General features: G+C 49.2%; 23 protein-coding genes and 1 CRISPR repeat array. Of the genes, 16 read left to right on the forward strand and 7 right to left on the reverse strand.

The genetic code is table 11. The features are described from left to right. The first annotated feature begins 149 nt into the window (after nt 1-149). The gene (locus tag ACEPPX_RS09400) at nt 150-1526 is read left to right on the forward strand and encodes an MFS transporter (protein ID WP_416623804.1); all 1377 of its coding nucleotides are present in this window, start codon (nt 150-152) and stop codon (nt 1524-1526) included. 94 nt (nt 1527-1620) lie between these two features. On the opposite strand, the gene ACEPPX_RS09405 is transcribed toward ACEPPX_RS09400, so the two are convergent. The 3 genes from ACEPPX_RS09405 to ACEPPX_RS09415 form a co-directional block, all read right to left on the reverse strand. Then, nucleotides 1621-1746, reverse strand: coding sequence for a hypothetical protein (locus tag ACEPPX_RS09405; protein ID WP_416623805.1), 126 nt, complete (start codon nt 1744-1746; stop codon nt 1621-1623). Nucleotides 1747-2238: 492 nt separating this feature from the next. Continuing rightward, nucleotides 2239-3468, reverse strand: a complete 1230-nt coding sequence (locus ACEPPX_RS09410; RefSeq protein WP_416623806.1) for a PilT/PilU family type 4a pilus ATPase — start codon at nt 3466-3468, stop codon at nt 2239-2241. Between the two features lie 21 nt (nt 3469-3489). Continuing rightward, a complete protein-coding gene (locus ACEPPX_RS09415; protein WP_047761581.1) occupies nt 3490-4527 on the reverse strand; it encodes a type IV pilus twitching motility protein PilT in 1038 nt (345 codons plus the stop codon). 135 nt (nt 4528-4662) lie between these two features. On the opposite strand from ACEPPX_RS09415, the gene ACEPPX_RS09420 reads away from it, so the two are divergent. The 13 genes from ACEPPX_RS09420 (at nt 4663) to ACEPPX_RS09480 (ending at nt 19591) form a co-directional block, all read left to right on the forward strand. Beyond that, nucleotides 4663-5358: a YggS family pyridoxal phosphate-dependent enzyme gene (locus tag ACEPPX_RS09420; RefSeq protein ID WP_416623807.1), complete on the forward strand. Its 696-nt coding sequence runs from the start codon at nt 4663-4665 to the stop codon at nt 5356-5358. A 62-nt stretch (nt 5359-5420) separates the two neighbouring features. Then, nucleotides 5421-6224, forward strand: a complete 804-nt coding sequence (gene proC, locus ACEPPX_RS09425; RefSeq protein WP_416623808.1) for a pyrroline-5-carboxylate reductase — start codon at nt 5421-5423, stop codon at nt 6222-6224. Nucleotides 6225-6248: 24 nt separating this feature from the next. Further along, nucleotides 6249-6809: a YggT family protein gene (locus ACEPPX_RS09430; RefSeq protein ID WP_416623809.1), complete on the forward strand. Its 561-nt coding sequence runs from the start codon at nt 6249-6251 to the stop codon at nt 6807-6809. 202 nt (nt 6810-7011) lie between these two features. Then, complete coding sequence (dksA, locus tag ACEPPX_RS09435) at nt 7012-7428, forward strand: RNA polymerase-binding protein DksA (protein ID WP_047761585.1); 417 nt, start codon at nt 7012-7014, stop codon at nt 7426-7428. A gap of 170 nt (nt 7429-7598) precedes the next feature. After that, entirely contained in the window at nt 7599-8909 is a 1311-nt protein-coding gene (locus ACEPPX_RS09440; protein WP_416623810.1) for a M16 family metallopeptidase, read from the forward strand. A gap of 110 nt (nt 8910-9019) precedes the next feature. Continuing rightward, nucleotides 9020-10345: a M16 family metallopeptidase gene (locus ACEPPX_RS09445; RefSeq protein ID WP_416623811.1), complete on the forward strand. Its 1326-nt coding sequence runs from the start codon at nt 9020-9022 to the stop codon at nt 10343-10345. 305 nt (nt 10346-10650) lie between these two features. Next, on the forward strand, nt 10651-12930 hold the full coding sequence (gene cas3 / locus ACEPPX_RS09450; RefSeq protein WP_416623812.1) for a CRISPR-associated helicase Cas3': 2280 nt from the start codon (nt 10651-10653) through the stop codon (nt 12928-12930). A gap of 40 nt (nt 12931-12970) precedes the next feature. Then, a complete protein-coding gene (locus ACEPPX_RS09455) occupies nt 12971-14407 on the forward strand; it encodes an ATP-dependent nuclease (protein ID WP_416623813.1) in 1437 nt (478 codons plus the stop codon). A gap of 150 nt (nt 14408-14557) precedes the next feature. Then, nucleotides 14558-15235: a type I-C CRISPR-associated protein Cas5c gene (gene cas5c, locus ACEPPX_RS09460; RefSeq protein WP_047761618.1), complete on the forward strand. Its 678-nt coding sequence runs from the start codon at nt 14558-14560 to the stop codon at nt 15233-15235. Further along, nucleotides 15232-17019: a type I-C CRISPR-associated protein Cas8c/Csd1 gene (cas8c, locus tag ACEPPX_RS09465; RefSeq protein WP_416623814.1), complete on the forward strand. Its 1788-nt coding sequence runs from the start codon at nt 15232-15234 to the stop codon at nt 17017-17019. Before cas5c ends, cas8c begins: the two co-directional genes overlap by 4 nt. Nucleotides 17020-17021: 2 nt before the next feature. Next, nucleotides 17022-17885 (forward strand): type I-C CRISPR-associated protein Cas7/Csd2, encoded by an 864-nt coding sequence (cas7c, locus tag ACEPPX_RS09470; protein ID WP_416623815.1) that lies wholly within the window; start codon nt 17022-17024, stop codon nt 17883-17885. Continuing rightward, complete coding sequence (cas4, locus tag ACEPPX_RS09475; RefSeq protein WP_416623816.1) at nt 17885-18529, forward strand: CRISPR-associated protein Cas4; 645 nt, start codon at nt 17885-17887, stop codon at nt 18527-18529. The genes cas7c and cas4 overlap by 1 nt, the downstream gene beginning before the upstream one ends. 135 nt (nt 18530-18664) lie before the next feature. Further along, nucleotides 18665-19591: a restriction endonuclease gene (locus ACEPPX_RS09480; protein ID WP_416623817.1), complete on the forward strand. Its 927-nt coding sequence runs from the start codon at nt 18665-18667 to the stop codon at nt 19589-19591. A 45-nt stretch (nt 19592-19636) separates the two neighbouring features. Here the strand turns inward: ACEPPX_RS09480 and ACEPPX_RS09485 are convergent, their stop codons facing one another. Beyond that, nucleotides 19637-20989, reverse strand: coding sequence for a DNA cytosine methyltransferase (locus ACEPPX_RS09485; protein ID WP_416623818.1), 1353 nt, complete (start codon nt 20987-20989; stop codon nt 19637-19639). A gap of 1 nt (nt 20990) precedes the next feature. Beyond that, nucleotides 20991-21194, reverse strand: a complete 204-nt coding sequence (locus ACEPPX_RS09490) for a CopG family transcriptional regulator (protein WP_416623819.1) — start codon at nt 21192-21194, stop codon at nt 20991-20993. 156 nt (nt 21195-21350) lie between these two features. Between ACEPPX_RS09490 and cas1c the strand changes: the two genes are divergently transcribed. Continuing rightward, nucleotides 21351-22364: a type I-C CRISPR-associated endonuclease Cas1c gene (cas1c, locus tag ACEPPX_RS09495; protein WP_416623840.1), complete on the forward strand. Its 1014-nt coding sequence runs from the start codon at nt 21351-21353 to the stop codon at nt 22362-22364. 29 nt (nt 22365-22393) lie between these two features. Beyond that, on the forward strand, nt 22394-22687 hold the full coding sequence (gene cas2 / locus ACEPPX_RS09500) for a CRISPR-associated endonuclease Cas2 (RefSeq protein ID WP_047761592.1): 294 nt from the start codon (nt 22394-22396) through the stop codon (nt 22685-22687). 190 nt (nt 22688-22877) lie between these two features. Continuing rightward, nucleotides 22878-23547: a CRISPR direct-repeat array (repeat unit 32 nt; unit sequence TCAGCCACCTTCGGGTGGCTGTGTGTTGAAAC). A gap of 151 nt (nt 23548-23698) precedes the next feature. Here the strand turns inward: cas2 and ACEPPX_RS09505 are convergent. Further along, complete coding sequence (locus ACEPPX_RS09505) at nt 23699-24667, reverse strand: foldase protein PrsA (protein WP_416623820.1); 969 nt, start codon at nt 24665-24667, stop codon at nt 23699-23701. Beyond that, nucleotides 24664-26994: an LPS-assembly protein LptD gene (locus tag ACEPPX_RS09510; protein ID WP_416623821.1), complete on the reverse strand. Its 2331-nt coding sequence runs from the start codon at nt 26992-26994 to the stop codon at nt 24664-24666. The genes ACEPPX_RS09505 and ACEPPX_RS09510 overlap by 4 nt, the downstream gene beginning before the upstream one ends. Nucleotide 26995 lies beyond the last annotated feature (1 nt).

Below are 26995 nucleotides of genomic sequence, written 5' to 3' on the forward strand. Positions count from 1 at the left end.
TCAGAGGGCGTAGCGCATCACATAAGGTGTTTGCCGGTATTCAAGATAAATATTTCCGCCTGTTTAAGAAGATTGCTGCCCTTTACAGCGGCGGTATGTTCTGTCAGGCTTCGTTATAGGAGTGCGGGCGGGGGGCTGCCGCACGTTTTATGCAGACAAATGACGGGACGATACGGATGACGGACAGGCCGAATAAATTTTATTCTCTCTTTTTCTCGGTATTTTTCTTATTTGCGGGCTTCGGCCTGTTTCTGAACTCTGCCGGTGTCGAATTGGCGCAAATGGGGGCGAATAATACCGCCATCGGTGCATTGAATGCGGCATTTTTCGTGGGTGCGGCTTTAAGCGCGGTAGCCGCACACCGGGTGATTTCGGGCGTGGGGCATATCCGTGCCTTCAGCGTGTTCGGTGCGGTGTTTGCGATTGCGGCGTTAGGGCATATGATGACCGCCAACCTGTGGGCTTGGGGCGTATTGAGAGTGATTCTCGGCTTTTGCTATTACAGCCTGCTGATGATTGTGGAAAGCTGGTTTGCCGAGCGTAGCAGTGCAGGGGCAAGGGCGAAAGTACTGGCTTTTTATAATGTTGTTTATTACGTCGCCTTTACCGCGGGTATCGCTTTATTGAGCCTGAAATTATCGAGCAACGATATTTTTACGATGGCGGCGATTATGGTGATGGCGGCGATGCTGCCGGTTGCGCTCACCCGCTTGAAAGCCCCGCAGCTGCCGCCCCGCCAGCGCATCAGTTTGCCGCGCTTGTTTGCAGTCGCCCCGCTGGCATTGGTGGGCAGCTTTGTCGGCGGTTTGCTGATGAACGGTTTTTTCACCATGGCTTCGGTATTTTTGTTGAAACAGGGCTTTGATGTACGGCAGATTTCGTTTTACCTGATGGTGTCGATGGTGATGGGCTTCGCCGTCCAACTGCCGGTAGCCAAACTTTCCGACCGTTTCGGCCGTCGCGCCGCGATTTTAACCTGTTCGTCAGTGGCCGCAGTGGGCGCACTTTTGGGATTGGCACTTATGCTGGCAGGTATTAACGATATGTGGGTGCAATATATGGTGGCGGCATTTTTCGGCATCGGGCTGTTTACCCTCTACGCGCTGTCGGTTGCCCGTGCCAACGACCAATTGCCTAAGGGCATGAATACGGTTGAAGTCAGCCGCAGTCTGCTGTTTAGCTACGGTATGGGTTCGCTTACCGCCCCGCTGGTGTTGGGTGTGGTGATGGACCAAGCCGAACGCTACGGCTTTTACGGCTATTTTGTGATTTGTGCGGGGCTGTTGGCAGTATTCGCATGGCGTCAAAAAGCAGTGCCGGAAGACCAACGCAGTATGTATGTGAACATGCCTGCCGCCGCCGGACCGGTAGTGGCGGATTTGGACCCGCGTAACGATACCGGCGTGATGCGTCCGTTTGATGAAGCCGCTGCGCAGGAATATGCCGACTCTCTAAACCGGGAAAGTCATGCGGAAAAAGAGCAGCAAAGCACTATTGCGGATAAGGATAGCAGCAACCCGCATTAATTTTACGCAGTAAAATAAGGCCGTCTGAAAAATATTTTCAGACGGCCAAAATTTCGACACGCAGCTACCCGAAGGTAGCTGAGGCTTATCAATATCAGGCATCATGTGATGATTGGTGTTTCAACACACAGCTACCCGAAGGTAGCTGATGAAGCAGTTTTGAACGGTTTTTCAGTTCCGCAGGTTTCAACACACAGCTACCCGAAGGTAGCTGAATCACATCTGATTCCATCGGTATGGGTGAAAAAGTTTCAACACACAGCTACCCGAAAGGTAGCTGACCGGGCGGATGGCTGCTATCGCCCGCGCCCCGTGTTTCAACACACAGCTACCCGAAGGTAGCTGAAGCCTCTTTCGCAAAGCATATAACCAAAGGTTTGGAGCGGGTAAATTCGCTAATGTCTGTGTTCGGAGGCCGGGCATACTGCCCTTATGCGGATTTTATCACGCATTGTGTGCAGTATATTGATTATGCGGAAGTTTTATTTATCGCTGATCTGCTGTGGTTGGGATGTGTATTTGGGGTTGGCGATATGGGTTTACCGTATTGTAGGGATTCAAAAGGTTGGTTGTAGAACGACTAACTATAAAACCGGTGCGGAATTTGCGTTTTTTCGTTTGTTTGAGCCGTTTATTTCAAATGCCGTCTGAAAAATTTTTCAGACGGCATTTAATCATAACGGATACCGCACATATTGCGGCGCAACCTTGCTTACATCAGGTTCAAGTCGCTGATACGGTCAAACAGCCGCTCGGGCTGGCCGCCCTCTTCGTGTAATTGGATACGCAGGCGCAAGTCGTTGGCGGAATCGGCTTGGCGCAATGCTTCGTCGTATTCGATTTGGCCTGAAGTATAGAGATTGAACAAGTGTTGGTCGAAGGTTTGCATGCCTTCGTCTATCGAGTTGGTCATCACATCTTTGATTTCCAACAGCTCGCCTTTGAAAATCAAATCTTGTACGGAGGGGCTGTTGATCAGCAGGTCGATTACGGCGGTACGGCCCGTACGGCCTTTTTTCACAGCCAAGCGTTGGCCGATGATGCCGACCAGGTTGAGCGCCAAATCCATCAATACTTGTTGGCGGCGGTCTTCCTGATAGAAGTTGATTACGCGCTCGATGGCTTGGTAGGCGGTGCTGGCATGCAGGGTGCAGATGCACAGGTGGCCGGTTTGTGCCAGTTGCAGGGCGTATTCCATACTGCTTTCGCTGCGTACCTCACCGATACAGACTACGTCGGGCGCTTGGCGCATGGCGTTTTGTACGGCGGTTTTCCAATCGGGGGTATCAATACCGATTTCGCGTTGGGTGATGATGCAGCGGCGCGGTTTGTAGAGGTATTCGATGGGATCTTCAATGGTAACGATATGGCCGGGCAGTTTGTGGTTACGGTAGTTTAGCATCGAAGCCATGGTGGTGGATTTACCCGAGCCGGTGGGGCCGGCCAAAATCAGAAGGCCCCGTGGTTTGAGAGCGAGGGTTTGCAACACTTCGGGCAGCCCCAATACGCTCATTTCGGGAATTTCTTGGTTGATGCGGCGCAATACCAGGCCGACGCGCCCTTGTTCGCGGTAGGCGTTCACACGGTAGCGGGTGTTGCTGCGGGATTGTACGGAATAGTTGAGGTCTGATTCGCGGTTGAACGCTTCGAGCTGGTCGTCGTTCATGGTGGATTCGGCAATCAGGGCGGTTTCTTCGGAGGTAAGCGCTTTGTGCGGCATGGGAGTCAGTATGCCGTCTACTTTTAAAGAGGGCGGGAAACCTGAGCTGATGAAAATATCGGATGCGCCTTGTGCTTCTGCTTCTTGGCACATACGCGCCAACAGGGGGTGGAGTTGTACGCCGATTTCTGCCGGGGTGGGGATATGCGGCGGACGCTGTTTTTCCGAATAGGCAGCCACCATTTCGCTTAGTAAGTCGTTTAATTGTTGTGCATTGCTCATTTTTTTGTCCTTATTGAATTGTTAGAGCATCTCTGAGTTTTGCGCTTTGCTGCGGGCGGTTTCGGGGCTGATGATGCCTTGGCGCACCAGAGCCTGCAATGCTTGGTCGAGTGTTTGCATGCCGTGAGCCTGGCCGGTTTGCAATACCGAACCGATTTGGGCGATTTTGTTTTCGCGAATCAGGTTGCGCACGGCCGGGGTGGAGATCAGAATCTCGTGGGCGGCTACGCGGCTGTCGCCGTTGCGTGTTTTAAGCAGGGTTTGCGAGATAACGGCGCGCAAGCTCTCGGAAAGCATCGAGCGAACCATGTCTTTTTCGCCGGCAGGGAAAACGTCGACGATACGGTCGACTGTTTTGGCTGCGCCGGTGGTGTGCAGGGTACCGAATACCAAGTGGCCGGTTTCGGCGGCGGTCAAGGCCAAGCTGATGGTTTCGGGATCACGCATCTCACCGATCAGGATAACGTCGGGGTCTTCACGCAGGGCGGAACGCAGGGCGTTGGCGAAGCTATGGGTGTGTTCGTGAAGTTCGCGTTGGTTGATCAGGGCTTTTTTGCTTTGGTGTACAAACTCGATCGGGTCTTCGATGGTGAGGATGTGGCTGGGCTGGGTATCGTTGATATAGTTGATCATGGCCGCCAGCGTGGTGGATTTACCCGAACCGGTGGGGCCTGTTACCAATACCAAGCCGCGGGGTTGTTCGGCGATATTTTGGAAAATACGCGGGGCTTTTAGCTCTTCTAATGTAGGTACGGCGCTCGGTACGGTACGGAATACGGCGGCCGGGCCGCGTTTGGTCATGAATGCGTTAACACGGAAACGGGATACGTTGGGTAGTTCGAATGAAAAGTCGGTTTCAAAATCTTGTTGGTAAAGTTTGCGTTGATGGTCGTTCATCACCGAGGTAATCATTTGGCCGACTTCGTCGCTGGTCATTTCCGGCAGGTTGATGCGGCGTATGTCGCCGTGTACGCGGATCATCGGCGGCAGCCCCGCGCTGAGGTGTAAGTCGGAAGCTTTGTTTTTTACGCCGAAAGCGAGTAAGTCTGTAATTTGCATAATGTGCCTTTGTATTTTGCGTTACAATTTTTATCTGAATGGCGTGTATTTTAAACCAGCATGCCGTCTGAAACCATGTTGATACCGTTATTTATGTTAATTATTTTTCAGACGGCCTGCATCGTCGGGTAAAGCATGAATAATTTACAACAGAATTATCACGAGGTATGCGCAAAAATTGCGGATGCCGTCCAGGTAGCCGGAAGAACGCCTCAGAGCGTGCATTTGGTGGCGGTGGGCAAAACGTTTCCCGCCGCCGATATCCGTGCATTATACGCCGAGGGACAGCGTGATTTCGGTGAAAACTATATTCAGGAGTGGTCGGCCAAAGCAAAAGAGCTGGCTGATTGCAGAGAAATCGTTTGGCATATTATCGGGCAGATTCAGTCGAACAAAACCCGTCTTGTGGCCGAAACGGCGCACTGGGTTCATACCATCGACCGCCTGAAAACCGCCCAACGCTTAAGCAGTCAACGCCCCGATACCATGCCGCCGTTGCAAGTGTGTATCGAAGTGAACATTGCCGCCGAAGCCAACAAGCACGGCGTACCTCCTGCCGAGGCCGTCGCCTTGGCTTGCGAAGTGGCTAAATTGCCCAAGTTGCAGGTGCGCGGTTTGATGTGCGTGGCAGAAGCCGATGCCGGAGAAGATGCCTTGCGCCGCCAGTTTGAAACTATGCGGCAACTGCTGGCAGATTTGCAGGCGGCGGGTATTGCGGCAGACGTATTGTCGATGGGGATGTCGGCAGACATGGCGTTGGCGGTTGAATGCGGCGCAACGCATGTGCGTATCGGCAGTGCGATATTCGGCAAGCGCAACTATGCCGTCTGAAAGAGCTAAATAGTTTCAGACGGCCTTTTGCCATCTCAAATCATCAAGCGGGAGCAAACATTATGACGATTTACTTTTTGGGCGGCGGTAATATGGCCGAGGCCATTATTTCGGGATTGGTGAAACACAGTGATACCCCTATTCATGTTGCCAACAGGGGTGAGGAAAAACGCTTGCGCTTGCAAGAGCGTTACGGAGTTGGCGTATCCGTTGCTTTGCCGCCGTTGCAAGCTGAAGATGTTTTGGTATTGGCGGTCAAACCGCAGGATATGCAGGCGGCTTGTGCGGGGGTGCAAACCAACGGCGCATTGGTACTTTCGGTAGCGGCAGGCTTGAGTCTGAATACGTTGAGCAGCTATCTTGAAGGTGCCAAACGTCTGATCCGCATCATGCCAAACACTCCGGGCAGTATCGGCTTGGGCGTATCGGGTATGTGTGCGGCAGACGGCGTAAGCCATACCGACAAGCGTACCGCCGAAACGATTATGGCGGCCACCGGCGAAGTGCTTTGGCTCGATAGCGAAGAACAGATGCACAGCATTACCGGCATCAGCGGCAGCGGTCCCGCTTATGTTTTTTATTTGCTGGAAGCTTTGCAGCAGGCCGCGCTGGAGCAGGGTTTTGATAACGAACAGGCGCGTATGCTCAGTTTGGCTACGTTCAAAGGAGCCGTGGCCTTGGCTGAAGTAAGCGGAGAAGAATTTTCGGTATTGCGGCAAAACGTTACTTCCAAAGGCGGCACGACTTTTGCCGCGCTCGAAACATTCGGCAAACGCGGCGTAGCGGAGGCGATACAGACGGGTGTAGCGGCTTGTGTTGCGCGCTCTCGGGAGATCGCCGCCCAATTTGAGCAAAATAATCTTTAGTATAAATAAAGGCCGTCTGAAACCATGTGGATAAATAAATTACTGGTATTGGCAGATGTTGCCGCCATCATTTGTTTGGCACGTTGCTTGTTGCAATGGGCCAAACTGCCTTTTGCTCACCCGCTGGCGCAATTTTGTTGCAAAACCACCGATTGGCTGGTTCGGCCATTGCGCGGAGCAGCTCCGCCACTGGGCAAATGGGACGGCGCGTGTATTTTGGCTGCCCTGCTGCTTTATTATCTGGCTTTTACCGTGATTACTTTTTCGGTTCAGCCGCAGGGCTTCGGTATGCGCTTGTTGGCCGCCAACCTCTTTTTTGCCGTGCTGCATTTGGTGAAGGCTGCCGTATACGTTTTGTTGTTGGGTTTGCTATTGCGTATGCTGCTTGGTTTCAAACAGCCGTTTTCGCCGTTGCTGCCCGTTTTACACCGGATATTCGAACCTTTGCTGCGCCCGTTTGTCTTTTTAAGAATCGGCCGTTGGGATTTTTCGGGCAGCTTGTTGGCATTGGTGTTGTGGTTTTGGCTGGTCGAAGTGTTGCCCGGCTTAACTACCCGTCTGAATTTGTGGTTATTGCACCAGTAATTATATAAAAAACTGCCGGCAGGCAGTTTGTCTATTTCATACCACAAAATCGGCCGACGCCGGCATACTATTGTAGATTGCGGCGAAAATCATGTTATGATGCTTTTTGGTAGTTAAAAGTATTGAAAAAACAATAATAAGCCGCTTCGTTTAATTATTAAACGGAAGTTATTGAAAACTTTATAGTTGAGAAAGAAACGCCATGGCAAAGCTGACAGAACAAGACATCCTCAATTGGGATGGTCCCGAAGAAGATTACATGAATGCCGATCATTTGGCTTTTTTCAGGGATTTGCTGGTCAAGCTGCAAGACGAACTGATTGAAAATGCCAATGCCACTACCGGCCATTTGCAAGAGCATGAATCTGCTCCCGATCCGGCCGACCGCGCCACCCAGGAAGAGGAATACGCGTTGGAGCTCCGTACCCGTGACCGTGAGCGCAAGCTGCTGGCCAAAGTACAATCTTCTATCCGCAAGATCGATGAAGGCGATTACGGCTTCTGCCAAGATACGGGCGAACCTATCGGTTTGAAACGCCTGTTGGCACGTCCTACCGCAACTTTGTCGGTAGAAGCGCAAGAGCGCCGCGAACAGATGAAGAAACAATTCGCCGATTAAATATCAGGCATCAAAAAACGGCAGACAGTAATGTCTGCCGTTTTTTTTCAGACGGCATGGTTATTTCGTGGTATATGGTACTAAAGACGTTTATTATCTTGAATGGTCAATCCCGCCCGTGCCTGTTGGGATAATATTTTCTTCGATACGCTTTTGAATTTGGAAAACTTATGCACCGAACCGCCGCTTTGATTTTATTACTATCGGCCGCACTGCCCTCATGGGCGCAAACGCTTTCGCAAACCCTTGCCAACGGTATGAAGGTAATCGTGAAAGAAGACCGCCGCGCTCCCGTTGCCGTTACCCAGCTTTGGTATAAGGTCGGCAGCGTAGACGAGCAGCCCGGTAAAACCGGCCTTAGCCATGCCTTGGAACACATGATGTTTAAAGGCACGCCGGCTGTTCCTTCGGGTGAATTTTCCCGCCGTATCTCCGCTATGGGCGGCAGCCTCAATGCCTATACCAACCGTAATGAAACCGTTTACTTCCAAACCGTTGCCGCCAAGCGTTTGCCCGAAGTGTTGGAGATGGAGGCCGACCGCATGGCCAACCTCAATTTCAGCGACAGCGAGTTCGACAATGAAATGAGCGTTATCCGCGAAGAACGCCGCCAGCGAACGGAAGATACCCCCGGCGGCAAAATGTGGGAGCAGATATACCAAAGCAGTTTCCAAACACCAGCCAACCGCGCCCCCGTTATCGGTTATATGGACGACCTTTTCCGGCTTAAGGGCGAAGATTTGCGCCGATGGTACCGCCAATGGTATGCCCCCAATAATGCCGTACTTGTGGTGGTGGGCGACGTGGATGCCGCATCGGTTTTGCAAACAGCCGAGAAGCTGTTCGGCCGCATTCCGGCCCGAGAGCTGCCCGGGCGCAATAATCTGCAGGAAACCGCCAAACGTGCGCCCGTAGAAGCCGAAACCACAGCCCTCACCCGCCAACCTTTATTGGCGCTCAGCTACCGCGTGCCGGGTTTGGAAAAGCTTGGCGACAAAATGCCCTATGCCCTTGATATGCTTTCCAATATTCTTTCCGGTAACAGCGCCAGCCGTTTGGATAAGAATTTAGTACGCGGCAAACAGGCAGCATTGGATATCGGCGCCAACTACGATATGCTCAGCCGCGAAATGCCTTTATTCAATATTATCGCCATGCCGGCCGAGGGCACCGATACCCGCGCCCTGCAAGCCCTGATTGAGGCCGAAATCGCCGATATTGCCGCTAATGGTATTAAAGCGGATGAGCTGAAGAGGGTTCGTAATTTAGCGGCGGCATCCGAAATTTATGCCAAAGATTCGATGAGCAGCCAAGCATCGGTTATCGGTAAGCTGGAGACGCGCGGTTTCAACCATCGCGACGAAGCCGAATTACGCCGCCGTTTGCAAGCGGTGGGTAGTGCCGATATCCAAGCGGCAGCCAAGTTATTGGTTCCGGAACGGCGCAGCGTTGTTGTTGTGAATCCCCAAGTATCTGAATAAACTTTGATGCCGTCTGAAAAATTTCAGACGGCATATTGCCGTCAAATACCCCGATTAGGCCGCCGATAGGCTTTCTTTTCTACCTCACTCACACTACGGGCTGACCGATTATGAGAAACCACATCCCCGCTACTTTCCGCCGAATCCTCGGATTCACCTTATCCGCTTTATTTTTGCCGACCGCGCAAGCCGTCGACATACAACGCTGGCACACTCCCGAAGGCACGCAAGTTTTACTGGTTAGCCGCCATGAAAATCCGATTGTCGATATCCAAATCGACTTTAAAGGCGCAGGTTCGGCGGTTAGTGGTAAAGACGGCAGCGAAGTGGCCGAATTTACCGCCGCCCTGCTGGCCGACGGCACGCGCAAACTGGATGAGGAGGCCTTCAACGCCCGCATCAATGAATTGGCCGCCGAGGTAGCCAGCGGCACAGGCGGTGAAAGCGCATATATACGCTTGCGCAGCCTGAGTAACCGTCAAAACCTGCAACCTGCCGTGCAATTGGTGAATCAGGCACTTACCCAGCCCCGCTTCGCTCCCGAAGTGTTCAAGCGGCGCCAGCGGCAAAGCATTACCGCCCTAAAACAAAACGAAACCGATGCAGGATTTATTGCCGGCAGAGCCGTTACCCTGCTGAATTATCCCGACCATCCCTACGGTGCGAGTGCCAAAACCAATGAAGCCGGTATTGCCAAAGTCGGCCTGGGTGATATCCGCAACTTCCATCGCAGCCGTTACGGCAAAAACAATGCCGTCGTTGCAGTTGTCGGCGACCTCAACCGCCGTCAAACCGAAATATTGGTAACAAAAGTTTTAAACGGTTTACCCGACAAAGCCGCCGTAACTACCGCCGTGCCGGCTGTTCCCCCGCATCAGGCACGGCAGCAAAATATCCCGTTTGCCGGCGAACAGGCACAAATCGCCTTAAGCCTGCCGCTGATTACCCGCGATGATCCCGATTACTACGCCCTGATAGTCGGTAATTACATTCTCGGCGGCGGCGGATTCGACAGCCGTTTGATGAAAGTATTGCGCGACCAACACGGCTACACCTACGGTGCATCCAGCAGCCTTTCTCCTGCCACCCAAGCCGGCCCGCTCACAATCGGCTTTTCTACCAAAAAAGCCAGTACAAACGAAGCATTGGCCGCTGCCCGTAAAGTCGTGGCCGAATTTATCGAACAAGGTCCTACCGAAGCGGAATTGCAGCAGGCAAAAGACAACTTAATCGGCGGTTTTCCTTTGCGCTTCGATACCAATGCCAAATTGTTGGGCTATCTCAGCGTGATCGGTGTGTACGATCTGCCTGAAAATTGGCTCGACAACTACCCCAAAGAAGTCGCCGCCCTTACCGCCGCAGATATCCGCTCGGTATGGCAACGCAGAGTGAAGCCGGAAGATTTTAATGTGGTGGTAGTGGGAGCAGAAAAATAATAGTCCAAATACATATAATTAGAGGTGAAACCCTAATTTGATTATGATAGATTAATACGGACTTTTCGAAATAAAAGGCCGTCTGAAAAACACGCATAACAAAAGCGGTTTATCCGCTTATCGCAAATCCTGAAAAGAATCTTTCAGACGGCCTCTCAATAAAGCAAGTATGCACGGCGCCGGGCCTGCTGTAAACATATCACTCACTTACCAATAAATTCATAAAAAACGCCCGCCCGATTCAGAGACTTCAACACGCGCGCAAACACCAATCATCTAATGGTTTACGTCATAAGGGGACGATGATGACAAATCTGCCTGCGCGCACTTACTACGCCCATTCCGGCATACCTAACAATTATGCCACTTGGCAAACGTTGCAAAGCCATGCGATGAATGTCGGTGAAATGGCGGCTGCATTTGCTGCCTTTTTCGGTGCGCAAGAGATAGCCCGATATACAGGACAGCTACATGATGTAGGAAAATATACGCCTGAATTTAATGATCGTTTGCACGGCGGAAAGCGGGTAGATCATGCTACTGCGGGAGCTAAAATTGCGGTAGAACGGTTTGGCGACAAAGCTGGCAAACTGATGGCTTTCTGTATGGCCGGGCATCATGCCGGTTTGGCCAACGGCGACGGCGAGGGCGATAACCGCCGCACCTTGGCGCAACGCCTTGCCTTGGCTTTCGGCAAAGACATTCCCGATCTTGATCCCGTTTGGCAGCTGGAAATCGCCCTGCCTGCAAAGCTGCCCGCACCGCCCTTAAAGGCCGATGCCCATCATAAATGGTTTTCCTATGCCTTCTTCACCCGCATGCTGTATTCCTGCTTGGTGGATGCCGATTTTCTCGATACCGAAGCTTTTTATGCTGCCGTTGAAAACAAAGCTATACAACGCGGCGGTTATCCTGATTTAAACACCTTGCAACAGTGTTTCAACACCTTTATTGAATCTTTCAGACGGCCTGACGATCAGGCTCCGGCAACCGAAGCCGAACAGCGCCGTGCTGCGCTTAACCGCATGCGCTGCGATATTCTTGACCATGCCGTCGCCCAAGCTGGCGAGGCGCCCGGTCTGTTTACCCTTACCGTGCCTACTGGCGGTGGTAAAACATTCACCTCGATGGCGTTTGCGTTAGAACACGCTAAGTGCCACGGTATGCGGCGCGTAATTTACGTCATCCCCTTTACCAGCATCATCGAGCAAAACGCCGCCGAGTTCCGTAAAGCCTTCGGCGATTTGGGCGAAGCCGCCGTGTTGGAACACCACAGCACTTTCGACGACAGCAAGCTCAAAGACCAACACTGCAAAGACAAACTGCGCCAAGCCCCCGAAAACTGGGATATGCCCGTGGTGGTAACCACTGCCGTGCAGTTTTTTGAATCGCTGTTTGCCGACCGCTCCTCGCGCTGCCGAAAACTGCACAATATCGCCGGTAGCGTGATTATTCTCGACGAGGCGCAAATGCTGCCGCTCAACCTCTTGCTGCCCGTGATGCAGGCCATCAAAGAGCTGGCGCGAAACTACTGTTGCAGCATAGTGATGTGCACCGCCACCCAGCCCGCCGTACAAGCCGAACACGGCTTTTACCGCGGCTTTGAAAATGTACGCGAAATCGCCCCGAATCCGACCGCACTTTTTGAGCAACTGCGCCGAACCACCGTGCAACATATCGGCCTGCAAACCGATGCCGACCTGCTGGAAAAGTTCGGACAACACCGGCAAATGCTCATCATCGTCAACAACCGCCGCCACGCCCGCAGCTTGTACGACAACGCCAAACCGCTTGACGGCGTGTTCCACCTCACAACCCTGATGTGTGCCAAACACCGTGCGCAAATGCTGGAAACCATCCGAGGCCGTCTGAAAAACGGTGAACCCTGCCGCGTGATTGCCACTTCTTTAATCGAAGCCGGTGTCGATGTTGATTTCCCATTGGTGATGCGCGCCGAAGCCGGGTTGGACTCCGTCGCCCAAGCCGCCGGACGCTGCAACCGCGAAGGCAAAAGGCTGCCTGAAGAGAGCTTTGTCTGGATCTTCCAGCCCGAGTCGCAATGGAAAGCCCCCGCCGAACTCGGCCTGCTCTCCGGCGTAATGCGCGCCGTGGTGCGGCAGTATGCCGGCGATTTACTGTCGGTCGAAGCCATCGCCAGCTACTTTAGCGAAGTTTACCAACTCAAAGGCATGGAACTCGATCAACGCAAAATCCTAGCCATGCACCACAACGCAGGAAGCTGTCTTGATTTCCCCTTCCAAACCATCGCGGCAAAGTTCCGCATGATCGAAACCTATATGCAGCCGCTGATTATCCCGTTCGACCAAGAAGCCGAACACCTGATCGACAGTCTGCGCTATGCCGACCAAATCGGCGGTTTGTTACGCAAGCTCCAGCCTTACACCGTGCAAATTCCCGAAAGTGCATTAGATGATTTGCTGAAAGCGGGGCGGGTAGAAGTTATCAATGAGCATACTTTTGGTAAACAGTTCTACAGCCTGATCGGGTTGGGTTTGTATGATGAGGTGGCGGGGTTGAGTTGGGAGGATGTGGGGTTTTTGAAGAGGGAGAGTTTGGTGTTTTAACTCAATTTCTATTTTTTTAACCTAACAAAAGGAAATTATTATGTTTATAAAAAGCATCTGTTTATCTAATTTCAAAGGGTTTATCGGTGATGGCCATCAGATTGAATTTAAAATTCCTGATGGAACAACTGCTGGTAGTGGTTTAAACATTTTTATTGGAGAAAATAACTCTGGGAAATCGTCTATTTTTGAAGCCATAAATTTCTTAAGAAACGGTATTAAAGAAGATGAAGCTTATAGACTCAAAAGCAAACTGGCAGATGATACTCAGCCAAATGAAGCGTGTGTTGAGCTGGCTTTTTGCGGGAATATTCAAAATGCAATAACTTATTTTGTTCAAAGGAATAAACAAACAGCTTTTAATAATGCAATTAATAATGAACAGAATTTAAAAGCTAAGCGAAATACAGCTTCTTGTAAGAAATTGGATTTGTGGGATAACGAATCTCAGGGATATTCAAACCCAACTGGAATCGATGCTCCTTTTAAAGCTCTTTTTGAAACTAATTTTATTTGGGCGGATACAAATCCTAATGATGAAGCGGCTTTCGGCTCTACAACTCTTTGTGGATTGCTACTGAAAGAAATTGCTCAGGCGCATATCAATTCGGCTGAATATCAAACATTCCGTGATAGTTTTAATCAGGTATTTAATTCACCAAGTTCTAATTTGCGTCAACAAATTTCTACTATAGAACAGAAAGTTCAGCGTATTTTCACAGAACAATTCGGACAAGCTGATATTCATTTTAGATTCGATGAGCTAAAGATAGATTCGTTTTTTAAAAATGCATCTATCTTCATTGATGATGGAGTGGATATTCCAATGTCCGAAAAAGGTAATGGAATGCAGCGTTCTGTTGCATTAGCATTACTTCAAGTTTATGCAGAAGAATTAGCACACGATGAAGAGCAAGGTCAAACCAAGCCATTTTATTTGTTTATTGATGAGCCGGAAATTTGCTTACATCCTAAAGGACAAACTAAATTACTTGAAGCTTTACTGGAAATATCGAAAACCAAACAAGTATTTTTAACTACACATTCACCATATTTCTTGGTTACACCACATTTGAGAAATATTGGTTTATTTATTTTTAGGAAAGATGGAATTAGAAATGTTGTTGAAGATGCCTCATTAGTGCCGATGTTTCCTTGGAGTCCAACTTGGGGAGAAATTAATTTCAAGGCATATAAATTACATACAGTAGAATTGCATAATGAGCTATATGGTAGATTACAGCAAGTCAGTACGATGTTTTATGAAAAAGAGTTTGAACAATGGCTTAATGGAAGAGGGGTTATTTGCAGTAAACAATGGATTAGAGAAAAAGACGGAGTTGCACAAAGTCCACAGTCTGTAACGCTACAAACCTTTATCCGTAATCATATTCATCACCCTGAAAATCGACGGAATCCACTATATACAGAAGAAGAGCTTAAGCAATCTATTGAAGAGATGATTGGTTTATTGTGATTTAGATGTTATCTGAAAGATTTCAGACGGCATTGTTCTTCAAAGTGCGTTCAATTCCCCAACAGTTTTACAAATTTTCAAGAAAATACGACCGCTTGTATGCCGTCTGAAAATCAAAAATCAGCAGAAAAATTAAAAAACGGAGAATCTATGCCAAACAAAATCCGCCTACACATTTGGGGCGATTACGCCTGCTTTACCCGTCCGGAAATGAAGGTGGAGCGGGTGTCTTATGATGTCATCACACCTTCTGCCGCGAGGGGGATTTTGGCGGCGGTGCATTGGAAGCCGGCGATCCGCTGGGTGATTGACCGCATTTATGTGTTAAAGCCGATCCGTTTTGAATCGGTGCGTCGCAATGAGTTGGGCGGCAAGATTTCGGAGAGTAAGGTCAGTGGGGCGATGCGGCGCAAGAGCGTGGAGGGATTGTACACGTTGATTGACGACGACCGCCAGCAGCGTGCGGCAACGGTGCTGAAAGACGTGGGCTATGTGATTGAAGCCCACGCGGTGCTGACGGCTAAAGCGGGTGCGGACGATACAATTACCAAACATATTGAAATGTTTAAGCGGCGGGCATCAAAAGGGCAGTGTTTTCAGCAGCCGTGCATGGGCGTGCGTGAGTTTCCGGCACATTTTGCTTGGGTGGACAATGACGGTGTTTTCCCTGAAACCAGCCTGTCTGAAAGTGATGCCAACCGCGATTTGGGTTGGATGCTGCACGATATTGATTTCGACCACGGCAATCTGCCGAAATTTTTCCGCGCGGAAATGAAAAACGGGGTAATCGAAGTGCCGCCGTTTTACGCCGAGGAGGTGAAAGCATGATTTTGGCCTCACTGGCGCGTTATTACCGCTGCTTAGCAACGCAAAACGATGATGTTGGCAACCCCAAAGTGCCTCCCTACGGCTTTAGCGAGGAGAAAATCGGCTGGATTTTGGTGTTGGATAAAGAAGGCCGTCTGCAAGATGCGGTGCCGAATTTAACGACGGATAAAAAACCGCAGCCGAAACTGATGAGCGTACCGCGCCCGGAAAAGCGCACGTCGGGCGTTAAACCGAATTTTCTATGGGACAAAACGGCTTATGCCTTGGGCGTGGAAGCCAATAAAGACAAGGTGCAGGCAAAAGCCGAACCTGTGGTGCCGTCTGAAAAAAACTTTGAAGCCTTCCGGCAATATCATTTGGATGTGTTACAACACGAACAAGACGAGGGTTTACAGGCACTCCGCCGCTTTTTGCAACACTGGCAGCCCGCGCAATTTGTCGATTATCCATGTCTGTCTGCAACTTTGGATGCCAATGTGGTGTTTGCTTTGGATAAACCTTCCGCCTTGATTCACAAGCGCGAGGCGGCGCAAACGCTGTGGGCAGGCCGTCTGAAAAGCGACGAAGCCGAGCAGGGCTTGTGTTTAATCAGCGGCGAAGAAGCGCCGATTGCGCGGCTGCATCCGGCGATTAAGGGCGTGTTTGGCGGGCAGAGTTCGGGCGGTTCGATTATTTCATTTAACAAAGAATCCTTTGCTTCGTTTGGTAAAGAACAGGGCGGCAATGCACCGGTGTCGGAAGTGTCCGCTTTTGCCTATACCACCGCACTGAATTATTTGCTGCGCCGTGAGAACGGTCATTGCCTTACTATTGGCGATACCAGTACGGTGTTTTGGGCGGAAGCTGCCGACAGCGAAACTGCTGCCGCAGCCGAAGATTTCTTTGCCGACATCATGACTCCGCCTGATGACGAGCAGCAAAGCCAAAAAGTATTCGATATTTTGGCACAAATCGCCAAAGGTCGCCCCTTACAGGACATCGCGCCTGATTTGTCACCCGATACCCGCTTTTATATTTTGGGCTTGGCACCGAATGCAGCGCGTATTTCCATCCGCTTTTGGTTGGATACCACGTTCGGGCAATTGGCGGTAAATCTGGCGCAGCATTGGCAGGATTTGGCGATGGAGCCGCAACCATGGAAAACTGCCCCGTCAGTGTGGCGTTTGCTGCTTCAGACGGCCGTGTTGGGCAAAAGCGAAAATATTTCCCCCGTTTTGGCAGGCGAGATGATGCGTGCTGTAATCGGTGGCACGCTGTATCCGATGAGTCTGCTGGCGCAGTTGATTGCCCGTATCCGCGCCGACGGTGATGCCAACGGTTTGCGCGTTGCCATGATTAAAGCCGTGTTACAGCGGCGTTTCAGAAAAGGTCTTATTCACGAGGAGGTTTCCATGAGTTTGAACACCGAAAGCCGAAATCAGGCTTATTTGCTCGGGCGGCTGTTTGCCGTGCTCGAGCGCATCCAGTATCAGGCGCTGGGCGAATTGAATGCGGGCATTGCCGACCGCTATTACGGCTCCGCATCCGCCGTGCCATTTTCCGTTTTTCCGCGTCTGTTGTCGGGCGCCAAGCACCATTTGTCGCGCCTGCGTAAGGACAAAGCCGGCATGGCGGTTAATCTCGACAAAGATTTGGGCGAGATTATCGCCATGCTGCCTGAAACTTTCCCGCGCCATTTGAGCATCGACGAACAAGGCCGCTTTGCCATCGGCTATTACCAGCAAAAGCAAAGCTACTTCGCCAAAAAAGATCCCGCAGTTACCCAACCACATGAAGGAGAATGAAAATGTCCATCCAAAACCGCTATGAATTCGTTTACCTTTTCGACGTAACCAACGGCAACCCCAACGGCGACCCCGACGCCGGCAATATGCCGCGCCTCGATCCCGAATCCAGCAAAGGCTTGGTAACCGATGTGTGCCTGAAGCGCAAAATCCGTAATTTTGTCGAACTCGCCAACGAAAACCAGCCGGGCTACGAAATTTATGTGAAAGACAAAGGCGTGCTGAACCTGCAAAACAAACGCGCCTATGAAGCCTTGGGCATCGAATCCGAAGCCAAAAAACTGCCCAAAGACGAAGCCAAAGCCCGCGACATCACCGCTTGGATGTGCAAAAATTTCTTCGATATCCGCACCTTCGGCACTGTAATGACCACCGAAGTCAACAGCGGTCAAGTGCGCGGCCCCGTGCAACTGGCGTTCGCCCAATCGATTGACCCAATTATTCCGCTGGAAGTGTCCATCACCCGCATGGCGGTAACCAACGAAAAAGACCTTGAAAAAGAGCGCACCATGGGGCGTAAATACATCGTTCCCTATGCCCTTTACCGTGTTCACGGCTTTATCTCTGCCAATCTTGCCGCTAAAACCGGCTTTTCCGACAAAGATTTGGCCAAACTCTGGCAAGCCCTGCAACTGATGTTTGAGCACGACCGCTCCGCCGCCCGCGGCGAAATGGCGGCGCGTAAACTCGTCGTGTTCAAACACGACACCGCACTGGGCAGCCTGCCCGCACACAAGTTGTTTGATGCCGTCAAAGTTGAGCGCATCAACGGCGAAAGCGGCACGCCGGCATCAGGTTTTGCCGATTATCAAATCCGCATTGATTCAGACGGCCTCAACGGCGTGAGCGTGGAAGAATGGCTGTAATGCCCGATTTGCAAAATTTTGTAGTAAACCGACCGCTTGCAGGCGCAGAGGAACGGGAGTTACCCATCGTTTCCCTCTCCGCCTTGCAACATTACGCCTTCTGCCCACGACAATGCGCATTAATCCATAACGAGCAGGCGTGGGCAGAAAACTATCTCACTGCCCAAGGTCAGGCTTTGCATGAGCGGGTAGATAGTGGTGAACCTGAAATCCGCAAGGGCGTTCGCTTTGAACGCAGCGTGCATGTGTCGGCGCAGCGGCTGGGTATCAGCGGCATTATCGATATGGTCGAGCATGGCCTATACACAGGTTGCCTGAAACCTGTTGAATACAAACGCGGCAAGTCCAAACCTGAACCCATGGACGAAATCCAACTTTGCGCACAGGCGCTGTGTTTGGAAGAGATGACGGGGAAGGTCGTCAGCGAGGGCGCGCTGTGGTATATGCAAACCCGCCACCGCGTGCCAGTAGCGTTTTCAGACGGCCTTAGAGCACAAACGCTGGCCGTTATCGCCCAAGTTCGCGAACTCTTGGCAAGAGGGAAAACTCCGCCGCCGGTGTACGGCAAACGCTGTAAAGTCTGTTCGCTGGTGGAAGTTTGCCAGCCGAAGTTGATGGAGCAGGAGAGGTTGGTGGGTATGTGAGTAGGGGGGGTGATGAAATTTTCTATTTTGACGAATTAAAAGTACAATAGCACAATTTACATTGTACTTTCGTTCTAAAAGAGAATATTCGTAATTTTGTAATTGAAAAATAACAACATTTTATTAAGGATAGAAATGAGCGCTACAGACTTAAATCCAAATATTACTCTTCCTAATGGATATAATCGTATAAAACATTTAAAAGCATCAGAAGAATACATTGTCGTTGCATTTAAATATCAAGATTTGATATGGAAAGGTTGGATCCCCCTTGAATATCGTAGAACAGGTGTATCTATCCCAGACGATAAAACTGATCAATCAAATGTCAATGCATATTTAAATATGGTCTATGATAATATGAATCCAATTAATCATCAGGCTTGGTTAAATAAGCAAGATGAATTTTGGGAAAACAGTAAAGCAGAAGTAACTAAACCATTTTTTGAATGTTTAAAAACAGGTGGCTGGAAATGTGTAAAATGTACTTTACCTTATAATCCAAACTGGGCACGTAGAATACAAGATTTAAAAGAAATGGGTTATACGCTTTCTACAAATACAAATCAGTTTTGTAATAATTGCCAAGAAAATACAACGCATTTATTGCTTGTGCCAATTAAACGTGGAAATTTATTAGGGAATGGATATGAAACATGGAGTAAAGGGCTGCGTAAACGAATATTGGCTGTATTAAATAATATTGATGTTTACGAAAATAAATTTAATACCCATGTGCTACCTGATCATAAATTTTCTGAGATTCGCTGGGATGATGATACCAAGTCAGAAAATCCTGACAATATGACTGATACTGAAATTAAACAAAAATTCCAATTACTAAGTAATCAACGCAATCAACAAAAACGTGAAGTATGTCGTGCTTGTTTCCAGACAGGAAAGCGAGGGACTATTTTTGGTATTCCATTTTGGTATCAAGGAACTGAAGATTGGGATAATAGTATTCCAGCCAAAGGTAAAAATGCGGAAAAAGGCTGTATTGGTTGTGCTTGGTACGATATTGAGACTTGGCGTAATGAATTAATTAAAAGATTAAAATAGACTTCATAGTACGGAAATATTTTATTTCCGTACTATTTTTATATTTTACAAATTAGGCTGCATATTTTCACTATATTTACCTCTTTTTTGTACTAACGATTTTTTTTCAATTTCTACTAATGTTTCTTGTGATGAAATATTTAGCAAAATTTCTTCTAATCTTTTGTTTATTTTAAGATTTCTCTCGGTTTTCCTGCGAATAATTCCATAACAACCTGTTGGTGAAATAAAAATATCATCGGGAGCTTCTTTTGAGACGATATGATACATATGCCCGAAACTTACTTCTTCGGGAATTTCTGAACAGTTTATGGAAAATGAATCAGAAAAGTGAATGATTCCATCACCAAAATCATAATATTCAAAATCAGAATTATCTTTTTTTAATAACATTGAATTTATGTATTGACTTAAATTATAGCATTCTGGCTTTTTAATACGTTTCCCGATCCACTTTATAACGGGAATAGCCCAAGAATTACCTATTGCTTGGTATCTATTTGTCTTTTTTGCACCATCAATTAAGGTATAGTTATCGGGGAATCCCATTAATCTTTCACATTCTAAAGGGGATAATCTACGTAATTTATCATCTTGTGCAATAAAAAGAGAGCCATTGTAAGCTGCAGCATTCCCATTCCACTTGGTTCCATATGCGGAATATAAGCAGTCTGTAAATTCTCTGAATATTTCAAATTTTACATTGTCTTTATAGAAAATTAATTCACTCTTAGGAAAGGAAATCCCATAAATATTATTATTTTTATGGTTATGTAACTCAAATAAAATATTTTCAGGACTGGTATCTTTCCCTCCGGCGATAACATATAATCTTCTACGTTGTTGAGGTAATCCAAAATATTTAGCATCTAGAACACGCCACGCAACATTTCTTGTTTTACCTCTCAATAAACCAGAAGTAGGCCATTTTTTGTTTTCTATAACCTTATCAAGTCCTGCTAATGTAGAAATAAAACATCCAAAGGCATTTGTTTTATCGCTTAAAACTCCTTCAACATTTTCCCAAAATACAACTGTACGACTTTTTCCTTCTTTTAAGCGAATATTGTCATTTTCATTAATTATGTCGATAAATTTTAAAGTAAGATTTCCACGTTCATCATCTAATCCATTTTTCCAACCTGCCAATGAAAATGCTTGGCATGGGGTCCCTCCACAGATTAAATCAGGAGAGTATATGCTATTATTTTTTAATAATTCAGGGATATAATTCATATCCCCTAAATTATCAATATGCGGATATTTATTTCGTAAAATATCTGATGGAAATTTCAGAATCTCTGAAAACCATTTGAACTCAAATCCTAAATTTTGCCAAGCAATAGATGCTGCTTCAATACCTGAGCAGACACTACCAATTGTTTGAATATCTTTCATCTTATTTCTCTGTATGTGAATCTGAGGTGCTGTGTGTTTCTGCTAGTCTATGTTTAGCGATCGTGGTAATAAAACTTTTTTCTGCTAGCCAAGCGATGACAATATTTCTTACAATATCAGCATCGGATTCACCTAGCTCACCTTTAAAATGTTCCAATAATTCAGCTTGTTTATCCGAGAAAGAGACTTGAACTTTTTTAACCATATAAATTATTCTGTTTGGAATTTAAATAAAATCTTTTTGGATTCTAATTTTATTTTTTATATTTGTCAAGAGTAGCAGGTGCAAAATTTTCAGCTACCCCTCTACCACCCTGCTAAACCGCAAAAATGCGGTCAAAATCAAAGGGAAATTTCAACCATACGCAAGCTGCAAAACACGCTGTATATCACCACGCAGGGTAGTTACCTGCATAAGGAGCGGGAAACGCTGGTGGTGGAGCAGGAGCGCAAAAAGGTGGCGCAGTTGCCGGTGCATTCCATCGGGCATATTTTCTGTTTCGGTAATGTGCTGGTGTCTCCATTTTTGATGGGGTTTTGCGGTGAAAATAATGTCAATCTGGCGTTTTTTACCGAAAACGGACGTTTTTTGGGGCGGTTGCAAGGGCGGCAGAGTGGTAATGTGTTGCTGCGGAGGGCACAATATCGGCTGTCGGAGTGCAATCAGGTGCCGATTGCACGGCACATTATTGCGGCGAAAATCCAAGCCAGTAAACGGGTGTTGCAACGGCGCTTGCGCAATCATGGTGAACAGACTGAGGTGCAAGCAGTAGTGTCGGCGCTGAATTTTAGTTTGCAGCAGTTGAAACGGGCGGAAAGTTTGGAACTAATCCGCGGGATAGAGGGCGATGCGGCGGCACGTTATTTCGGCGTGTTCGGGCATTTGCTTAAGGAGAAGAGTGGTTTTGCCTTCGATGGGCGCAACCGTCGCCCACCGCGTGACGGGGTGAATGCGCTGTTGTCGTTTGTATACAGTATTTTGGGCAAGGATATCAGCGGCGCGCTGCAAGGCGTGGGTTTGGATCCGCAAGTGGGCTTTTTGCACGCCGATCGCCCGGGGCGCGACAGTTTGGCGCAGGATATTCTGGAGGAGTTCCGTGCGTGGTGGGCAGATAGATTGGTTTTAAGCCTGATTAACCGCGGACAGATTAAGCCACAGGATTTTGTGACCGAAGCCGGTGGTGCGGTGAATATCAAACCCGAAGCCCGCAAGCTGCTGTTTCAAACTTTGCAGGCGAAAAAGCAAGAAAAGATTGTGCATCCGTTTTTGCAGGAAGAAGTGGCAATCGGCTTACTGCCGCATATTCAGTCCATGTTGCTAGCGCGGCATTTGCGCGGTGATTTGGCTGAATATCCGCCGTTTTTAATGCGGTGAACGTTAATATAATATGGGGGGGAAACGGAGTGTTAATGCTGATTACTTATGATGTATCGCTCGCTGACGCGGATGGCGCCGCTCGCTTGCGGCGAATTGCCAAACATTGTTTGGATTACGGTGTGCGGGTGCAATATTCGGTATTTGAATGCGATATTACACCCGACCAATGGGTGAAATTGAAAGCCAAGCTTCTCTCTACTTATAACCCTGATACCGACAGTTTGCGGTTTTATCATTTGGGCAGTAAATGGCGTCGAAAAGTCGAACATCATGGTGCAAAGGCTGCAGTGGATATTTTCCAAGATACTTTGATTATTTAAATCGCTAACCATTAGTTCTCATAAAAAAGCCGTTAGGTTAGCGATTTTAAAGAGTTCTTTAACAATCAAAAGATTATTTTCATTTTGTGTTAGAATTTCTTCGGGCGGATCACTGCCTAGGCCTTTATGGATGATGATTAGCGAAGTAAGATTTGTTGAGCCTTAGTAGTTCAGCTTTTCCAGACAGGCTTCAGCCACCTTCGGGTGGCTGTGTGTTGAAACAGGCCGCCACGAAATAAGCCGCGCACCTCGTTAAATCAGCCACCTTCGGGTGGCTGTGTGTTGAAACTGGCAGATGGCGGCGAAATCGCAAGAGAAGCTGGTCAGCCACCTTCGGGTGGCTGTGTGTTGAAACCGCCTTATGCTGCTTGGGCGTCATAACCGGCTGGCTCAGCCACCTTCGGGTGGCTGTGTGTTGAAACACCAAGAATCGCCACGTATATGGTGTGGGAAATCAGCCACCTTCGGGTGGCTGTGTGTTGAAACCGCCTGCCGGAGCTGCCCGAAAAACGCCAACTGTCAGCCACCTTCGGGTGGCTGTGTGTTGAAACGGGAAACAACAGGCCGTTTTGCAGACCGTGGCTGTGTGTTGAAACTGCTTCATGGCTGAAAAACGGGTGAGTGCCAATATTCAGCCACCTTCGGGTGGCTGTGTGTTGAAACTCACGAGCGTGGCCGCCCCCATGAAGCAGACCAACTCAGCCACCTTCGGGTGGCTGTGTGTTGAAACTGCATACCCAAGATTTTCACATATGGCTTGTATTCAGCCACCTTCGGGTGGCTGTGTGTTGAAACCGGATAACCGAATGCAGCTTCTTACAGATGTCGTCAGCCACCTTCGGGTGGCTGTGTGTTGAAACTTCTTGGGTGTATGCCCCTGTTCTGTACTCATTCTCAGGGCTGTGTACCTTGCTCAGAACTGTAAACATTCAGGCCGTCTGAAAATATTTTCAGACGGCCTTTTTTGTTATTTAAATCAGTATATGGCAATTACTATTGCTTTTAGCTATATCAATTACGGATGTCGATAAATGCACTCGAATGAAGTTGTTGTAGCAGATCGGTTGTCGCACGTTGGGCTTTTTGGTCGGAAAGGTATTGGCGTACGGCATTTCGGCGGCGTTCTTCGGGAGTGCCTGCGTCACGCACATCTTCCAGTTTGATAACGTGCCAGCCGAATTGGCTGCGTACCGGTTGGCTTACCTGACCGGGGCGCAGGCGTTGTACGGCGTGCTCAAACTCGGGAACCATCACGCCGTCGGTAAACCAGCCTAAATCGCCGCCGTTAGGCGCACTGCCGTCTTGCGAGTGGGCGCGTGCCAGTGCGGAGAAGTCGCTACCGCTGCGGGCTTGTGCGGCAATTTTGCGGATCTCGGCTTCGGCTGTGGCATTGGCGGCCTGATTGGTGCCGTCAGCTTTAATCAGAATATGGCGGGCGTGGTATTGGCGTACCGGTTCGCCTTCGGGTAGCGTGATGTTTTGTTCGCGGGCATGGTTGAGAAAGGCATCGATTTCGGCTTCGCTTACCCGTGCGTTCTGCATAATGGCTTGCTGCTGCACTTTTTGGGTAATCAGGCTGTCTGCCACGTTGCGGCGCAGGGCGCTACGGCTGAGGCCGTCGCGGGCAGCTTGGGTATAGAGTTGGTCGACGGTGGTTTTGCGTGCTTGGGCGGTTTGGGCCAGGGCCTCGTCGATTTCGGTTTCTGTTGCGCCGATATTGCGGCGTTTGCCTGCTTGTACGATTAAGGATTGGTTAATCAGCTGCCCTAATACTTGGCGGCGGAGCTCTTCTTCGGTGATGCTGTTGCCTTTGGGCATGGCTGTGCGGGCGGTGGCTAGGGCTTGGTTGAGGTCTCGGTAGGTGATGACGCTGTTGTCGACTACGGCGGCGATGCCGTCAACCATTTTGATATCGGCTGCATGAACGGTGCCGAGGGATAGGCCGAGTGCGGCGGCGATAATCAGGGATTTGAATTTCATTTTGTGTTTACCTCGTTGGTTTTGCTGTATCCGGGAATCGCCAGACGCAGTTGTTCGAAGGGATTGTTGCCGATATTGCTTAAATCTTTTAATTGAAGGTTGAAGAATACGGCATTTTTGCTGCTGTTGAGGCCGGTTACATAGTGTTGTGCTACGACACTGGCACTCCAGCAGCCGCAATTACTTTTATACTCCAAGCCGATCAGTTGTTCCAAAGGCTTGTTGACTTTTAAGGCGTAATTGAAGCGGGCAACGGCATATAGGTTTGAACGTAGCGGCCATTGTGCGGCTAAGTCGACTTGTTGCAGTTTGTCGTAGAAATATTGGCCGTCGTCTTGCAGATAGATTTTTTCGTTGCGGCCGTATTTGTAGCGGGCGCTTAATACTTTGCCTGGTTCGGGATTGTAGCGGATGCCTGCAGCAAAGTTGTCGACTTTGTCTTGGTTTTGGTTATAGTGGATATCGGTATCCAGACGTATGCTGTCGGTTAGGTTGCCGTGGGCGAAGGCTACCCAGTCTGAGCGGTTGCGCCGGTAGTTGCTGATGCTGCCGTCGAGCAATACGTTGTCATTGGTAATGTAGAATTTTTGACCGACACCCGCTCTGAAAAGCTCTGCTCCGTTTTGGGGATTTAAAATCCGGGTTTGTACGGCCGTGGAAATGCTATTGGCGGCGTTGATACGGTCGTTGCCGGAATAGAGGTTTTCACGGAAAAGTTGTTCGTAATTGAAGCTGTTTTCCGAGCTGTCGAAATTAGGCAGGTCGTTTTGGGCTTTGGTCGGAATGTAGTTGTAGAACACGCGCGGTTCGAGTGTTTGAAGGTAGTTGTTGCCAAAGAGGTTGGCCTTGCGTTCAAACGTCATGCCGGCATCGACATTCATAATCGGTAATACGCGGCTGGTGGTGTGCCCGGTTTTGTTTTCGAAGCTGTCCAAATTGTAGTAGGTGGCGTGCAGCCCGACTTTGGGGCGAATGTAGCCCCACTGGTTGTGGAAATCCCATTTTACGCCCGGATAGGCAACAATACGGCTGCCCGCTTGCTTGCTGTCGTGGTCGAAGCGGGTAAATTGTCCGAAAATATTGGCTTGGGCATGATCGAAATTACGTTGCCAGCGGGTGGAAAGGCGCGGCATGATGGCATACGGTTCGTCTTTATAGCCGTTGGCATTGGCTAATGTTTGGTATTTTTGTACGGTGGCGTAGCTGCTGAGGTTGCCCCCCAAAACTTTAGTGTTGAGGTTTAACCAAGCTTGGCGGTTGAGATTGACGTTATTGGCGATATCGGCACGGCCGTAAAAATCACGGTAATAGTCGTCATCGGAAACTTGATTGTAGCTGATGCCGCCTGAAAGTGCGCTGCCAAACTGCTGTTGGTGGTTCCAGCGGACATGGTAGCGGTTGTTGTATTCGCTCCGTTTGTCGGCGGGCATCCATTTGCCTTCCGCTACGCCTGAGTAAGTAGGTTGCAGGTAGCGGAACTGGCCGCCCAGCTGTACGCCGCGGTTGGATATGATGCCGGGGGTAACCGTCGCATCATAATTCGGCGCGAGGTTGAGGTAATAGGGTGTTTCCAGCTCTACGCCGTCCGAACCGATTTTTAAGGTAGGTACGAGCAGGCCGCTTTTGCGGTTGCCATTGAGCGGGAAATCCGCCCAAGGCGTATAAAGTACGGGAACGCCGCCGAAAACCAAAGAAGCGTGTTTGGCAACCCCGATACCCGATGCGGTATCGGCTTCAATGCTGTTGGCGCGGATATACCAGCTTGCATCGCCGGGTTCGCAGGTGTTGAATTTGGTATTGGTTAATTTGTAACGACCGTTGCCTAATAATTCGGTATTCTCACTAACACTTTGCAGGCGCCGGCCTTCATGTTCGCTTGACAGGCGGGCATGATCAGCTTTGCCTGTGCCTTCTGCCAAGTTGTATTCGATTTGCCGGCCACTCACTACCGAGCCGCTTTGTTGCAGTGTAAAAGTATCGCCGGTCCGAATGATTTCACGTTGCTGGTCGTACTCTACCCACGGGGCATTTAAGATTTGGTTGTTGCGCTCGATAATCACATCGCCTTGTGCCCGAACGGATACCTGCGTTTGACCTTGTACTTCATCGGCGGTGATACGGGTATAGTCGGCCGCCAGGGACTCTGCACCACTGGTTTTGACTGTAGGTTCCGCAGCGGCGGCAGCTGTTGAAGCGGCTTTTTCGGGCGTACAGCTCAAGCAAGTGTTGCCCAGTGACAGTTCCTCTGTATTTTGGCCGTACGCAGTTGCAGAAAAGGCCACGCCTAAAGCCAGTACCAAAGGTTTTAATGAAAATAAACGAGCCAAA

It is taken from the genome of Neisseria sp. S1 (assembly GCF_048060015.1).
Classification (GTDB): Bacteria; Pseudomonadota; Gammaproteobacteria; order Burkholderiales; family Neisseriaceae; genus Neisseria; species Neisseria arctica.